The sequence below is a fragment of the Lysinibacillus sp. FJAT-14222 genome, assembly GCF_001278875.1.
In the GTDB taxonomy this organism is placed as follows: Bacteria; Bacillota; Bacilli; order Bacillales_A; family Planococcaceae; genus Lysinibacillus; species Lysinibacillus agricola.
In genome coordinates this window covers 85,398-99,048 of sequence record NZ_LIYL01000003.1, presented here as the reverse complement: position 1 = coordinate 99,048, position 13,651 = coordinate 85,398, and the positions used below count along the sequence as shown (strand labels likewise).

Sequence of the window (13,651 nt, the reverse complement as noted above, 5' to 3'; positions counted from 1 at the left end):
GAAGAGCCTGTCAGCAACATAGGGCAAGTTCATAACTTTTTAGTCATCGGTCACTTTTTCCCTCGGCCTTTAATATTGTTATCCCAATGTTCCATCCATTCAGCTTCTTTTTCAGTCATGAGCTGCCAATCTATATCAAACGTTTTTAAATCTAATTCTTTATACCACTCAGGCATTGCCGCCTTATCGATATCTGAGCGAGTAGGAATTTGATAGTAATCGTTTGCTAGTTGAGTCACCATTCCTTTTTCAAATAAGAACTCTACGAAGAGCTTTGCATTTTCTAAGTTTTTAGCATTGTTCACAACAGCAACACCATCAACTAAAATCGGAGCACCACTCTTCGGATAAATGTAATCGAACGGATAATCAGTCGTATATTTCTTTAATAAAATATCTTGTAAATTCCATAAAGAAACGCTGCCTTCTTGTCGTGTCATCTTTAAATAAAGTGCATTTGGATCTTGTGTATATTCCTTCGTGTTGGCATCTAATTTTAATAACCAATCGTAGCCCTTCTCAGGTGAATCTGCGCCTTGACGTACAATCATGGATGAATAAATAGTACGCATCGTACCAGATGCTAACACACCACGAATTAATATTTGATCCTTCCATTTTGGATCTAATAACTCATCCCAATCCTGTGGGCCAGTTTCTTTCTTTAATACATCACTGTTAATCATAATAACTTCTGGTAGTAACATTTCGCCAAACCAACGACCATCTGCATCTTTATAAGCCGCATCAATGGAGTCGTTAAAGCTAGGCTTCCAAGCTTGAAGTAAATCTTCATTGGCGCCGACAGTTAGTGCAGACTGCGTACCGCCCCACCAAAAATCAGCCTGAGGATTAGCTTTTTCACCACGTAGGCGTTCTAAAATTTGCTGCGCACCCATCGTTAAAAATTCCACTTCAATGTCCGGGTACTTTTCATTAAACTGATCGATTACCTTTTGCACCATTTCTTCATCGCGCCCCGTATAGATCACAAGCTTTCCAGATGGTGTAGCCGCCACATCGGTCTTTTCAGAATCGGACGTTTTGCTAGTTGTTGCATCTTTTGTAGAAGTCTTATTATCACTACTACAAGCAGCTAATACAACAACCATCAGCACAAGTAAAAAACCGAGGATACGTGTTTTCTGCATAATCTTCCCCCTCTCTAATAGTGAAAAACTTACATATAGCAGTATAATCCGGAGACCTTGCATTAATGTTAGAATAATTAAAAAATTACAATTGGATTCATCATAGCTAAATAAATACTAGATAGCAATGGTATGTAACTAATGTCGAAAACTCTTTAAAGTAACCGAGAGCTGCAATTTTAGGAGTTTTTAAGAATAGATTATTAAAATATGTTCAAAAGTGAACAAATATTTATTTTGTGATTTTGAAATGTTGGCCACGATCTAAAAAAAGTTCGAATTGTTTATGTGCGTGCTGGGAGAGGTCTTGCAGGAAAACTGCTAGAGGTATCCTATACAAAAACTTTTAGATACCTATATTATTTCCTAATTAGGTATTCTACATTTGATTTCTGCTTTATATAAGGTTAAGGTAAATGTTGTTATTTTATTTAAACAATAACAATATTTGACTAAGTTCACTAACTTTAATATACGGATGAAAGAGGATAAAAATTATGAGTAACACTGTGACAGTTGATTTTTTTTATAGAAATGAACTGTGTGAAAAGCTAGAACTTTGGATGATTATGCCTCCTGCTATTCAACTAAACGAGAATAATGTAAAACCCGATCAAGTTACAAAGATTCCAACAGGAGAGAAACTAGCGTACTACATTTTAAACGAAGATCAGAGTTTTCATCTTAATTATGAAGTAGAATTATATAGTACAAAAAATGAAAAGAAGACATTGACGGATGCAGAAAGAAATTTTTATTTGAGAAATACTATTCTTTCACCAATAAATGCAGAAACTACAAGGTTAGCAAAAGAAATTACCAGTCAACAGGAAAGTAATTGTGAAAAAGCACGTGCTATTTTTCATTATATTGTAGATAATTATCGCTATATTTATCCCCCAAGTAGTAGGGGTGTTAACTCATTTCTCGAAATCAAAGAAGGCGATTGTGGGGAATTTTCATTTCTCTTTACTGCATTATGTAGAGTATTAAAAATACCAGCAAGGACAGTAGTTGGAAGCTGGGCATATGGGGAAATGAATGCCCATGTTTGGAACGAGTTTTTTATAGAAGATGAAGGTTGGATTTCAGTTGATACAAGTATGGCCTACATTCAAAAGAAACAACCATTTAGGTTTTTTGATAGCTCTTTAAAGACGTTATATTGGAAAAAATATTTTGGTAAAACCGAAGGACAACGAGTTGTTTTTTCTAAAGATACAGAAATAGAGTTACTACCAGAATATAAGAATAATGAAGAAGCCTTTACTTTAAATCCCATTCTCATTAATGGAGAGCCTTTTTGTTGGGGACAGCAATCCCTTAACGGAAGTGCTCCTTACTTACAACCTATATATGTGAAATATGAACAAAATGATGATTTATTTCCATTGATAGATACATCACATTTATTTGGAACTTGGAAAATACGAGAACATGGAATAAAGCATTTTTTAGAGCGCCCTAAAGTATATTTACTGTTTATCGGTATACTGATTATGGTATTAAATTTTATCTTTCAAAACTTCTATTTAGAGGTAACTTATAAAATGACGTTTATTCTATTCTTTTTATGTTTCATATTAAGAAGAGAGCGTATTATTATTTTTAGCGTTTTTTTATCGTTTATGATTTTATCTCTGTTATCAACTTTAAATTAAGGTGTACATAATATTATACTAGGCGATGAAAACGGTAATTTTAGACTGAATGAAAACTTAACACGCGCTCAATTTACGGCATTATGTATCGAGCGATTGGTTTATAAAAGTTAATAAAGAAATAAGGGAGATGTATCAAAAAAATGATACATCTCCCTTTTAAATTTAGATTAAAGTATTTACTTACTGATAGGCTCTAAAGATTTTTCCTTTTGTCGTCGCTGCGAAAGTATTGTCGGTAGCATCATACCTAAAATAACCAAAATAATACCCGCTATTTGTAAAGAAGTTAATGGTTCATGTAGAACAATAACTGAAACAGTTACGGCAACGGGTAACTCCATAGCACTTAAAATAGAGGCAAGAGCTCCTCCTACTTTCGGAACAGCTATAGAGAATAAGTAAATTGGCAAAATAATACCGAAGAGTCCTAATGCTAGTCCAAATTTCCATAAACCACCGGCAAATAATTTGCCGTTCCAAAGAACTTCAGGATTTAAGAAAATACTAATTATGATAAGGGCGACAAAGGAAACAATCAACACGCGTGATGTAGTTGTAATACCTTCCACGTGACGAGAGTTAAATTGAATAAAGCAAGCAAAGGTAAAGGCAGCAGCAAAACCAAACAGCCATCCTTGAATAGCAATACCGCTTAAATCTACATTTAGTACACCAGCAGCTAAAATCGTTCCAGCGAATAATACAATAATTGAAATCACTTCAGTTCGGCTTGGTAGGCGTTTATGAAGTGCGCAATCTATTAATAAGCCTATCCACGTGAATTGGAAGAGCATTACTACTGCAAGAGAGGCTGGTAGATACTTTAATGATTCGCCGTATATAATTCCTGTAGTCCCGGTAAATATCCCGGCGCACACCAAAATAAGCAGTCCCTTTTTAGAAAGCTTCGGTAATTGTCTTTGTGTCACTATAAAAATAGTTGCAACAAGCATAAAGCCAATAATATATTGACTCGATACTGCCTCTCCTGTTGTAAATCCATGCTGCATAGCTACTTTGACAATTGTCGATAGTACACCGTAGCTACTAGAAGCAATGACGATTAAAAGAGGATAAATTAAATTCTTTTTCATGTTTTTTATTTCACTTCCTAAAATTGCTTCACCATATGATGAAATGGTTCATCGATTATGGACCATGGCTCTGTAATGACAAAGCCCATACGTTCATAAAGACGACGAGCGCCCTCTTTTTGTGTTTCAACGTTTAATGATAATTTTGTATAGCCTCGTTTTTGTGTTTCCTCTATGGCAAATTGCAGTAATAATGTTCCTATTCCTTTACCACGAGCTTCAGGTGCTACACAAATAGTATCAATATAATATTCATCTTCATGAGCTTCTTTATCGATGATTACGGATGGCGCATTTTTTTCTTCAAGCCATTTTACGAGATTTTCATCCATGTGAATGGCTTCGACACCATTATAGTAAACAAGAATTCCTAATACATGCTCATTCTCAACGGCAACAAAAGTATTTAAATAGGAATGTCGATTATCCTCACGCTTGAATAGTACAGTAAGCTCTTGTTCCACTGCTTTAGCTGTCTGTTCTCCTGTTATACGGTTGGCAATATCACCAATCGCATCAATAATTAATGGTACAGCGGCATGGGCATCCTGTGGTTGCGCTTGTCGAATTGTAATACTCATTGTCAAAATCCCTACCTTTCTATAGGCAAGTATAACAAAGATAGAGGATGACTCAAGTTTTTGAATAAATGATGATATTCTGACGGCATCATTGATTATTTTTCCGAAAGTTTAAAACTTTATACGATATCTGATTTCGTGTTAATCTATAATGACTAGAGTTTCGGGAGGACAACAATGACAAAGGAAGATAAAGATTATATTTTAGTTTATGGAGATGCTTTTATTGACTATATCGCTGATGATGTAACAAATACATCTTTTACTAAATATATGGGTGGTGCGACGGTAAATGTTGCTGCGGGAATTAGCCGTATCGGTGCTCCATCTGCATTAATTACGATCACAGGAGACGACGAAGGCTCTCAGTTTGTTCGAGATGGCCTTGCACAAGAAGGGGTAAGCCTGGATTATGCAGTATTTAACCCTGCGAAGCGTGTTAGCGGTGTCTATGTACATTTAACAGAAGCATGTGAGCGAATTTTTAAAGATTATGTCGATGAGACGCCAGATTTACAAGTAGAAGCAACACAATTAAATGAAGCAGCTTTTAAATATGCATCTGCTTTAACAGTGTGCTCGGGTACAATGTTCCATCCTACAGCCCTTGAAACAACACGTGCTACTGTAGAGATGGCAAAGGAAAAAGGTGCGATTATCGCAATGGATGCGAATATTCGTCCTCTACGCTGGAGCAGTGAGCTGGTTTGCCGTGAAACCATCACGTCATTTTTTGAGCACGTAGATATTTTAAAGGTTACTGATGAAGAATTATTTTTCCTAACAGAAACAACTAGTTTGGAAGAGGGCATTGAGCAATTAAACAGTTATTTAGTGCCTATTATTTTAGTAACAGTGGGCGAAAATGGCACATATGCGGTATTAAATGGTGAGGTTATTCATGTGCCGACAGAAAAGGTTGTGCCAGTAGACACTACAGGTGCTGGAGATGCATTTATGGCTGGTGTATTACGCGATGTTCATTACAATGGCTTACCTACAACGGAGGAGGAGCTTATTCGTTGTGTAAGCTTTGGCAATAAGCTAGGTGCTATGGCAGCTACTAAAGCAGGAGCATTAACAGCCCTTCCATTTTATGATGATATTAAGCATTTACTTAAATAGTCGTTTGGAGCGTGCATACAATGGAGAAAAATTACGATGTATTAGTGAAGGATCGATTATTTTTTGGCGGTGCGAAAGATGCGGATATAGCTTTTGAACAAGAAACAGTGGATATCGTAATTGATGTTCGCGTAAACGGTTTATCTAATGAGGAGCAGGAAACGGCTTCATATGTGTACAAGCATATGCCGATTGCTGATGAAGACATAGAAGTAGCACCATCTATTCAAAAAGTTGCGAAAGAAATTGTTTCAGCCTATGAGAATGGGCAGAACGTGTACTTCCATTGTGGAAGCGGGGGAGGTCGCGCAGGAGTGGCTGCCACTGCAGTATTAATGGAGCTTGGCATGACCGATTCTCTAAATGAAGCGGAAGCGGCTGTAAAGAACGCGCGTCCACAAGTAACAATTCGTCCAAAAATGGCAGATGCTTTGCAGAAGTTATATAAATAGATGAGAAGATGTACCAAAAGTTTTTTTCAACTTTGGTACATCTTCTTTTTTAGTTAGTAAACATTAAAAGTTGGGTGATAAAACGTGAAAGTTGATCGACCTGAAAGTATTCCGATAAAATTAAAAAGTTGGATGACATTTTGTTAAAACGTATGTCATGTGCATAGGTTCATTGGAGCGAGCAACACGAGCGAAGCGGCTCATGTTTAACTTTGAATAATACAACGTTATTTTAAATAGTCCTCATAACCGTTATCAAAAAAGTAAACAATTCACATATAAAATTGTGCTATACATATTAGAACAGTTTTTGTTATAGTGATAATATAACAAAAATGAGGTGATCTGTATGATGGAGGACTTAGCAAAAGTTCCATGGGCAGTCATAGCACCACTAATTGTGGTTCAATTTATTTTAATGATTGTTGCTCTGGTCGACTTACGTAAAATCCATGCAACAAATGGGCCTAAAATTTTATGGGTGCTTCTTATTATTTTTACTAGTTATCTTGGATCGATTGCGTACTTTATAGTTGGGAGAAAACAATCATGACGATATTACTTCAGGTAACGGGACTTACAAAGCAATATGCAGAGAAAGTAGTTGTGGATGAAATCGAGTTCACGCTAGAAAAAAATACATCGACAGCATTAATTGGACCTAATGGCGCTGGTAAAACAACGACATTATCGATGCTAACAGGTTTATTAAAACCAACCTCTGGAAGTGTGAAAATGTTGGATGGTGATTTAAGAGCAAATATTGGCTTTTTACCACAATATCCGCAATTTCATCCTTGGTTAAGTGCGCTAGAGTTTACTGAAATGGCAGCAAAATTAAATGGTGTGCCCGCAAAAGAAGCAAAATTAGAAGCACAAAAAACACTTGAATTTGTAGGACTAGGCAATGATTTAAATAAGAAAATTGCTACATTTTCAGGGGGTATGAAGCAACGGTTAGGAATTTCTCAGGCAATTGTGCATAAGCCTAAATTACTGTTATTAGATGAGCCTGTGTCTGCTTTGGATCCGGTTGGCCGTAGGGAAGTTCTTGATTTATTGAAGGGCTTACAACAAGAAACAACGATTTTATATTCAACACATATTTTAAATGATGCAGAAGAAATGACAGATCAATTATTGTTTTTACGTGATGGAAAGCTAGTAGAGCAAGGGACATTGCGTGAGGTACGTCAACGTTTCGATGAACAAAATTATGTTGTAGAATTTAGCTCTGAAAAAGAGGCAAAACTTTTTGCCAATCAATCTGAACTAATAGGAGAAGCAAAGGGTAGCTATGTATATATAGAAATTATTGATGAAAAGCCGAGTATGCAGGAGCTACTTCAACATCTTAGTAGGTATACTTACAAAATACGAAAAGTGGAGCGACAAACAGCATCACTTGAAGAGATTTTCATGAAGGTGGCGAGAAAAATATGAGAGGACTTAATGTACTTCTGCAAAAGGAATTCAGAGAAGCTTGGCGAAGCTGGAAGTTTTTATGGATACCTCTTGTATTTGCATTGCTCGGTATGAGTGATCCACTGACAAACTATTATATGATGGATATTTTAAATGCGGTTGGTAACGTACCAGAAGGCTTTGAAATGTTGATGCCAGAATTAATGCCAGTTGACGTATTACAAGCTTCCATTGGGCAATTTCAGACGATAGGATTACTCGTATTAATGGCTAGTTTTGTAGGGGCCATTAGTAAAGAAAGAGCAAATGGGATGGCTACTTTATTGTATGTACGTCCTATATCGTTTGGCGCTTATTTTATGAGTAAGTTTATCGTCATGAGTACTGTTGGCTTTGTTAGTATTTTAGCTGGTTTTGCTGCGAGTGTATACTATACGGTCGTGCTTTATGGGACATTTGAGATAGGACCACTAGTGGCAAGTTTTTTCACGTATATTTCTTGGTTGCTCTTTGTGATAGCAGTGACATTGATGATGAGCGCGACTTTTAAAACAGTGGTAGCAACTACATGTGCATTCGCTGTCATATTTATTGGGCTAATATTGGATTCTTTAGTTGGGGCATTTTGGACAATATCACCGTGGAAATTACCGGTATATGGCGTTCAATTAATTAGGGGTACGATGGAGATGTCTGATTATTGGTGGAGTCTTATGCTAACACTATTACTTACAGTTATTTGTATTGGTATTGGAGCTTTTACTATGAAGAAAAATGCACCAATGACGAAAATTTAAAGGAAAAGGAAATATAAGGTGAAAATCTGCGTGAATTCTTATGGTAGGGTAAGAGCATATGAACTAAAAGCTAGTGTGCCCTGCCAATAGAAACTATAGCAGATTTTTACATATTATTGCTTAAATCATACCACCATTCATCAGCAAAATAAGACCGACGAAAAACATTACCCATGAAAGAGCTGAACTGGTGCTTTTATCATAAAGCGCTTGTATTTTTCTTAACGGCTTATTCATAAAGCTTTTGAACAGTATGTGTAAACCGAGTAATAGGATTGCGGGCGTAATCATTATTAGATTATATCCGGCTATGATGGGCAACCATTCATAATAGGCTAAATGATTGCTCGTTAAAATGCCTATTGCGGCGAAATAGGGTAAAGCTGTTGCCACTTCTAAAAGAGAAGTCGTAAACCCTAAAGCAATCATTGCGCCTATGCTAAACGATTTCGGCTTAGGAGATCCCGAAATTTTTTTCTTTGGTACTAACCAACTCCCGACAAATAATATCGCACCCACAATTGTCATTACTAATCTAGCAGAGTGGCTATTTAATGCAGTTGCAATTGGATCAAAAACAACATCTAAGCCGCATTTTGTAATCCAAGTATTGCGCTTTCCATCTGTTTTAATTTGTTTTGCTCCGCTTGAACAAAAGCAAGCTGATGATCTAAACTTGCCGCCCAATCCCAAGAGTCATTTAGCAATGTTTGAATGTCTTTTAATCGGAAACCTAATGTTTTTAAAAACACGATTTGTTGTAGTGTTTTAAGCTCTTCCTCACCATACAACCTGTGTCCACCTTCTGTTTTGGCTGTCGGAAATAATAAACCAATTTCTTCATAATACGAAGTGTCCGAACTGAAACCCCTGTTTGTTTTGAAACTTCATGAATGACAAGCAATCCAAATCCCCCTTTTTGACTGTTACCAATATTGTACAAAATGACGTTGCATAACTTTCAAGTAGTTTAGAGAAGATTTTTTTATCTTCATTCAGCAAATGTTTTTGTAGGCGAAGCGACNGAAAGCGAAGCGACAGCAACAATGTTTTATCTGTGCGAAAGCGAAGCGACAGCAACAATGTTTTATCTGTGCGAAAGCGAAGCGACAGCAACAACAAAGCACCCAGTCGGAACGGAAATCAACCTCACGTTATGGGGATGAGTCATAAAAATGTCTAAAAAAAATAGGAATAAAGGAGCTTAGGAAAGAAGATTATTTAGGACAATATTAACTATTCTTGGAATATCCATAACTTAGGAATATAATGTAGCTAATACTCATGATTTGTCAAATAACTCGGAAAATATGAAAATATACATAAGAGGAAGGTGGATAATATTGGCTACGGAAAATTCCGATCGCTTTCTCACAGCGTTTAATCGGATAGATCACAGGTTAAGAGATATTGTCGGTGCAAAGGATTTTATGCCTTTTTATCGTCTTATCGATCAAGCTAAGAAGAAGGATGTACTAGTTCGTAAATACGAAGACGATTTACGCTCTTATGCAGATTTACGAAATGCCATTGTTCATCATCGTACGTCCTTAGATTATGTCATTGCTGAACCACATATAGACGTGGTGGAAAGAATTGAATACATAGATGCAACACTTGCTAAGCCAACGCTTGTTGGACAAATGTTTCGCAAAAAAGTACTAGCTTTTCAGGAAAAAGATTCATTAAAACATGTATTAAAAGTCATACGCCATCGTAAATTTACACAGTTTCCTGTATACCATAAAGATCAATTTAAAGGACTTGTGACGACAGTAGGAATCACAAACTGGCTAGCTACGGTGATGGGAGGCAATCAAATACCTAAAAAGGTTCCCACCTTATATGATATTTTAATGCATGAAAAAAATAGAGTGAATTACAAATTTGTGAGTAGATACATAACGATTTACGAGGCTGAAGATATTTTTAAACAAGGCGTAGAGCGGGGACGCCGTTTTGAAGCCTTATTAATAACGGAGCATGGGAGGCCACATCAAAAACTAATCGGCATTGTTACACCGTTGGACATTGTAAAAATAGATTAAGCAAGACGAGACAAGCTGTTAAGGGCTTGATCGTCTTGCTTTATCCTTTAAGCTTACATATAGGGAGCCGTTTGCTTGAACCTGAGCAAAATAAACATCTTCAACTGATTGGACATTTTGCTTTTTCAGTTTTTTCATAAGCCAATCTTCAGTCAATTCAAGTTCAACTAAGTTTTCATAAATAACTTGCCCATCTGAAGCTACTTCTGTTGGTATATAGGTTGGTGGTGTAACATCGGCCTTTACATCTAGCTTTGTCGCTGGTTGCTCAGCGGGTTTTGGTAGCACACTTAGTTTACCCGTAGTTTCAAGTAACGCATATTGTACATCTTGTACAGAGAATATAGCTTGTTCCCGTAGCATCATTGCTAACTCATCCATATGCAAACGATTTTTCTTTAAGGCAGATTCTAAAATAAGTCCATTTTGAATAAGGATTGTTGGCTTGTCATCAACAATCACACGAGCTTTTTTAGATTTAATGGTAATGACGGTCATTAAATATGTTAAAACGCTCCACCAAATGAGGGCAATAAGTCCATCTAAAAAGGGTGTCTCAGCCTGTGCTGCTATTTCTGATGCAATAGAACCAAATGTGATACCTGTTGTATAGTGGAAAAATGTAAGTTGTCCAAGCTGTTTTTTTCCTAGTAGTCGAGTTACAATGAGTAACGCAAAGAAGGAAAGTGTGGACCTAAGTATCATTTCCCAAAAATCAGCTTTAAAAAATTCGTCTATATTCATACATAAATCAACTCCCTTAAAACTGCTATTTTCAATGAATAGCTTGTGCAAAAAGGTCAATAGTATGCGAAGATCTCTTATAATGAAAATTTACAAAGATTAGAAAGCGAGGTAGCAGCATGAATAAACAAATAGAAAATTTTAATAACCCGGTCTATCCAATTATGATTGCAATAGCTGTTGCCCATCTTATCAACGATACGATGCAAGCAGTTATTCCAGCGATGTTCCCAATATTGAAGAGTGATTTAGGATTAACCTTCACACAAATAGGTCTCATTTCGTTTGCATTAAATATGTTTGCTTCTGCTTTGCAGCCCGTTGTTGGTTTTCTTAGCGATAAAAAGCCAATGCCCTATGCTTTGCCAATTGGAATGATTAGTTCATTCATAGGCATTGCCATTATAGCGTTCACATCACAATATTGGATAATTATTATTGCGGTATTATTTTTAGGATTTGGTTCAGCTATTTTTCATCCTGAGGGCTCACGTGTTTCATTTATGGCAGCAGGCTCAAAAAGAGGACTTGCTCAATCGATTTATCAAGTTGGAGGTAACTCTGGGCAAGCACTCGCACCATTAATTAGTGCTTATATTTTCGCTATCTTTGGGCAACGTGGTGCAGCAATGGTCTTAGTAGTGGCTGCAATAGGTATTCTACTATTGAGTAAAATTGCAACGTGGTATAAAAAGCAGTTGGAGCAAGAACGTATTGCAAAGAAAAAACGAGTATTAGTTTCTAACTTGCCTCCATTAACAAAGAAACAAGTAGGCATTGCGTTGACGTTACTATTTACTATTATTTTTGCGAGATCATTTTATACAACTAATATTACAAGTTTTTATGTGTTTTATTTAATGGATCATTATGAAATTAGTCTTAAACTTGGTCAAATTTTAATATTCACCTTTATGGCATTTGGCGTCGTTGGCACATTTTTTGGAGGTTCATTATCAGATCGAATTGGTAGAAAAAACGTTATTTTACTATCCGTTGTTGTACCGATGCCATTTTGTTTAGCATTGCCTTATGTACCGTTATGGACAGCAATGATATTTTTAGTGATTATCGGTACGCTAATTATGATTAGCTTCTCGGTAACAGTGGTCTACGCACAGGAGCTTGTCCCGACAAAAATTGGTACAATGGCTGGTTTAACGACTGGCTTTGCTTTCGGAATGGGTGCAATTGGTGCGATGGTAATAGGTGTATTAATGGATCATAGGGGCATCGATTTTACGATGATGGTCGTCTCTTTGTTACCATTATTATTACTAGTAGCATTTTTCTTACCTAAGGATAAACCAGCATCTGCGGTGTAAGACTCAGGTAAGAGTGATAGATAAAAACGCGTTCCTAAGCTTGAGGAACGCGTTTTTATTGACGTAATGGTGATAGAAATTCAGCTGGTAGTTTGTCCTTATCTAATACATGACCCTCTGATATATGGACTTCATGCATTTTATCGTTGTAGGTGAATTTGAAAATGCCATTATCAAAATCAGTGCCAATTTCTTTGAAAAATATACCTTCAATGGATACGTATTTAGGACATGTAAATGCTACCTTAAAATCTTCATGTTGTTTGATTAAATAAGCACGTACACCTTTTTCATATGTATCGTTTGCATCATCATCGTCAGTTGGACGTTGGACAGCTACGATGTGAAAATCTACAAAAGGTACCTCTTTTAATAAGACGTTTAGGAATGAGCCTTTTGTAATTTCCTCCCAGCGACTCTGTGCACTTTGGCCTACGATGATTTGGGAAATTCCGTAATTTTTTGCCACTTCTGCAATAACTTTTTGTATTGGGCGCTTTTCATCATCTAGTAGTATGAACTTTTCAATTTCAAGTTCATCAGATAGCTTTTTCCATTGCTCGATGTAGCTAGATTTCTCTGCATCAAATGCATCAAGGGGTTGCGAATCGACCGAAAGAATATATAGTGGACAATCTAACATTGTAGCCATTTTATGACCACGTCGTATTAAACGCTCACCGTTAAGTCCATAGTAGACACAAACTAAAATACTTTCATCCAAACGCCCTTTCACATGCTTCATAAAAATTCACACCTCTTATCTTGTTGTTATTTTGTTATTTCGATTGTCGGTTTTGAAAAAAATATCCTAAAACAGCTAAAAATGATACTGATACAGTGCATTATGCTCATTTATATTGTATACTTAAAATTGTATAAAAGTTAATGACAATATATCGGGGAAACCTTGAGTAACTAGGTTTATCTCTATGCTTTTCAGTTATTTAATTTATGCATTTCGTGCATTTAAACCAATTGCTTCTATATGCCACACTATTATGCAGTTAGTTAAATAGATAGTCAAGTGTCTTGATACGTCTTAGTGAAATTGAGACTGATTTTGAAACGTGTGTACATATTATCTCTACAAAAGTCACGCCATTTTCCAAAGGCTTTAGGGCAGTACGCCACTGGTCACTTAGGCTTCACAGGATATGCAGCTCATAGCCTGAAAATTCCCCTGATTTTATGCAGTGCTATCACCAAAAGCTTCGATTAAATTCATTCACTGCATAAAATACA

At 36.4% G+C, this 13,651-nt stretch carries 15 protein-coding genes; 8 read left to right on the top strand and 7 right to left on the bottom strand.

Going from position 1 to position 13,651, the window contains the following annotated elements:
• Positions 1 to 50: 50 nt before the first annotated feature.
• Positions 51 to 1,151: an extracellular solute-binding protein gene (locus AN161_RS01830; protein WP_053592674.1), complete on the bottom strand. Its 1,101-nt coding sequence runs from the start codon at positions 1,149 to 1,151 to the stop codon at positions 51 to 53.
• 497 nt (positions 1,152 to 1,648) lie between these two features.
• On the opposite strand from AN161_RS01830, the gene AN161_RS01825 reads away from it, so the two are divergent.
• Positions 1,649 to 2,812, top strand: coding sequence for a transglutaminase-like domain-containing protein (locus tag AN161_RS01825; protein WP_053592673.1), 1,164 nt, complete (start codon positions 1,649 to 1,651; stop codon positions 2,810 to 2,812).
• Positions 2,813 to 2,991: 179 nt separating this feature from the next.
• On the opposite strand, the gene AN161_RS01820 is transcribed toward AN161_RS01825, so the two are convergent.
• Positions 2,992 to 3,909, bottom strand: coding sequence for a DMT family transporter (locus tag AN161_RS01820; protein ID WP_053592672.1), 918 nt, complete (start codon positions 3,907 to 3,909; stop codon positions 2,992 to 2,994).
• 17 nt (positions 3,910 to 3,926) lie between these two features.
• Positions 3,927 to 4,490, bottom strand: coding sequence for a GNAT family N-acetyltransferase (locus AN161_RS01815; protein WP_053592671.1), 564 nt, complete (start codon positions 4,488 to 4,490; stop codon positions 3,927 to 3,929).
• 177 nt (positions 4,491 to 4,667) lie between these two features.
• Here AN161_RS01815 and AN161_RS01810 point away from each other — a divergent pair, with 177 nt between their 5' ends.
• The 5 genes from AN161_RS01810 (at position 4,668) to AN161_RS01790 (ending at position 8,289) form a co-directional block, all read left to right on the top strand.
• A complete protein-coding gene (locus AN161_RS01810) occupies positions 4,668 to 5,615 on the top strand; it encodes a carbohydrate kinase (RefSeq protein ID WP_053592670.1) in 948 nt (315 codons plus the stop codon).
• A gap of 20 nt (positions 5,616 to 5,635) precedes the next feature.
• Positions 5,636 to 6,067 carry a dual specificity protein phosphatase family protein gene (locus AN161_RS01805; protein WP_053592669.1) on the top strand — a complete coding sequence of 144 codons (432 nt, stop codon included), beginning with the start codon at positions 5,636 to 5,638 and terminating at the stop codon, positions 6,065 to 6,067.
• A gap of 349 nt (positions 6,068 to 6,416) precedes the next feature.
• A complete protein-coding gene (locus tag AN161_RS01800) occupies positions 6,417 to 6,620 on the top strand; it encodes a PLD nuclease N-terminal domain-containing protein (RefSeq protein WP_053592668.1) in 204 nt (67 codons plus the stop codon).
• Positions 6,617 to 7,510 carry an ABC transporter ATP-binding protein gene (locus AN161_RS01795; protein ID WP_053592667.1) on the top strand — a complete coding sequence of 298 codons (894 nt, stop codon included), beginning with the start codon at positions 6,617 to 6,619 and terminating at the stop codon, positions 7,508 to 7,510. Before AN161_RS01800 ends, AN161_RS01795 begins: the two co-directional genes overlap by 4 nt.
• On the top strand, positions 7,507 to 8,289 hold the full coding sequence (locus AN161_RS01790) for an ABC transporter permease subunit (protein ID WP_053592666.1): 783 nt from the start codon (positions 7,507 to 7,509) through the stop codon (positions 8,287 to 8,289). Before AN161_RS01795 ends, AN161_RS01790 begins: the two co-directional genes overlap by 4 nt.
• Before the next feature lie 120 nt (positions 8,290 to 8,409).
• On the opposite strand, the gene AN161_RS01785 is transcribed toward AN161_RS01790, so the two are convergent.
• Together AN161_RS01785 and AN161_RS30425 are read right to left on the bottom strand one after the other, a co-directional pair.
• Positions 8,410 to 8,817: a GAP family protein gene (locus AN161_RS01785; RefSeq protein WP_082339582.1), complete on the bottom strand. Its 408-nt coding sequence runs from the start codon at positions 8,815 to 8,817 to the stop codon at positions 8,410 to 8,412.
• A gap of 56 nt (positions 8,818 to 8,873) precedes the next feature.
• Complete coding sequence (locus tag AN161_RS30425; protein WP_241774469.1) at positions 8,874 to 9,080, bottom strand: MerR family DNA-binding protein; 207 nt, start codon at positions 9,078 to 9,080, stop codon at positions 8,874 to 8,876.
• Positions 9,081 to 9,632: 552 nt separating this feature from the next.
• On the opposite strand from AN161_RS30425, the gene AN161_RS01775 reads away from it, so the two are divergent.
• The gene (locus AN161_RS01775; RefSeq protein WP_053592665.1) at positions 9,633 to 10,337 is read left to right on the top strand and encodes a CBS domain-containing protein; all 705 of its coding nucleotides are present in this window, start codon (positions 9,633 to 9,635) and stop codon (positions 10,335 to 10,337) included.
• 18 nt (positions 10,338 to 10,355) lie between these two features.
• On the opposite strand, the gene AN161_RS01770 is transcribed toward AN161_RS01775, so the two are convergent.
• Complete coding sequence (locus AN161_RS01770) at positions 10,356 to 11,075, bottom strand: DUF421 domain-containing protein (RefSeq protein ID WP_082339584.1); 720 nt, start codon at positions 11,073 to 11,075, stop codon at positions 10,356 to 10,358.
• 125 nt (positions 11,076 to 11,200) lie between these two features.
• Here AN161_RS01770 and AN161_RS01765 point away from each other — a divergent pair, with 125 nt between their 5' ends.
• Positions 11,201 to 12,406 carry an MFS transporter gene (locus AN161_RS01765; RefSeq protein WP_053592664.1) on the top strand — a complete coding sequence of 402 codons (1,206 nt, stop codon included), beginning with the start codon at positions 11,201 to 11,203 and terminating at the stop codon, positions 12,404 to 12,406.
• 55 nt (positions 12,407 to 12,461) lie between these two features.
• Here AN161_RS01765 and AN161_RS01760 read toward each other — a convergent pair whose 3' ends face one another.
• Positions 12,462 to 13,151 (bottom strand): histidine kinase, encoded by a 690-nt coding sequence (locus tag AN161_RS01760; RefSeq protein WP_053592663.1) that lies wholly within the window; start codon positions 13,149 to 13,151, stop codon positions 12,462 to 12,464.
• Between the last annotated feature and the right edge of the window lie 500 nt (positions 13,152 to 13,651).

What these genes read in the sequence shown, in the direction of transcription:
- AN161_RS01765 (WP_053592664.1), top strand. Translation starts at nt 11,201, where the DNA reads ATGAATAAACAAATAGAAAATTTTAATAACCCGGTCTATCCAATTATG.
- AN161_RS01830 (WP_053592674.1), bottom strand. Translation starts at nt 1,151, where the DNA reads ATGCAGAAAACACGTATCCTCGGTTTTTTACTTGTGCTGATGGTTGTT.
- AN161_RS01805 (WP_053592669.1), top strand. Translation starts at nt 5,636, where the DNA reads ATGGAGAAAAATTACGATGTATTAGTGAAGGATCGATTATTTTTTGGC.
- AN161_RS01790 (WP_053592666.1), top strand. Translation starts at nt 7,507, where the DNA reads ATGAGAGGACTTAATGTACTTCTGCAAAAGGAATTCAGAGAAGCTTGG.
- AN161_RS01810 (WP_053592670.1), top strand. Translation starts at nt 4,668, where the DNA reads ATGACAAAGGAAGATAAAGATTATATTTTAGTTTATGGAGATGCTTTT.
- AN161_RS01800 (WP_053592668.1), top strand. Translation starts at nt 6,417, where the DNA reads ATGATGGAGGACTTAGCAAAAGTTCCATGGGCAGTCATAGCACCACTA.
- AN161_RS01760 (WP_053592663.1), bottom strand. Translation starts at nt 13,151, where the DNA reads ATGAAGCATGTGAAAGGGCGTTTGGATGAAAGTATTTTAGTTTGTGTC.
- AN161_RS01825 (WP_053592673.1), top strand. Translation starts at nt 1,649, where the DNA reads ATGAGTAACACTGTGACAGTTGATTTTTTTTATAGAAATGAACTGTGT.
- AN161_RS01795 (WP_053592667.1), top strand. Translation starts at nt 6,617, where the DNA reads ATGACGATATTACTTCAGGTAACGGGACTTACAAAGCAATATGCAGAG.
- AN161_RS01815 (WP_053592671.1), bottom strand. Translation starts at nt 4,490, where the DNA reads ATGAGTATTACAATTCGACAAGCGCAACCACAGGATGCCCATGCCGCT.
- AN161_RS01785 (WP_082339582.1), bottom strand. Translation starts at nt 8,817, where the DNA reads ATGACAATTGTGGGTGCGATATTATTTGTCGGGAGTTGGTTAGTACCA.
- AN161_RS01820 (WP_053592672.1), bottom strand. Translation starts at nt 3,909, where the DNA reads ATGAAAAAGAATTTAATTTATCCTCTTTTAATCGTCATTGCTTCTAGT.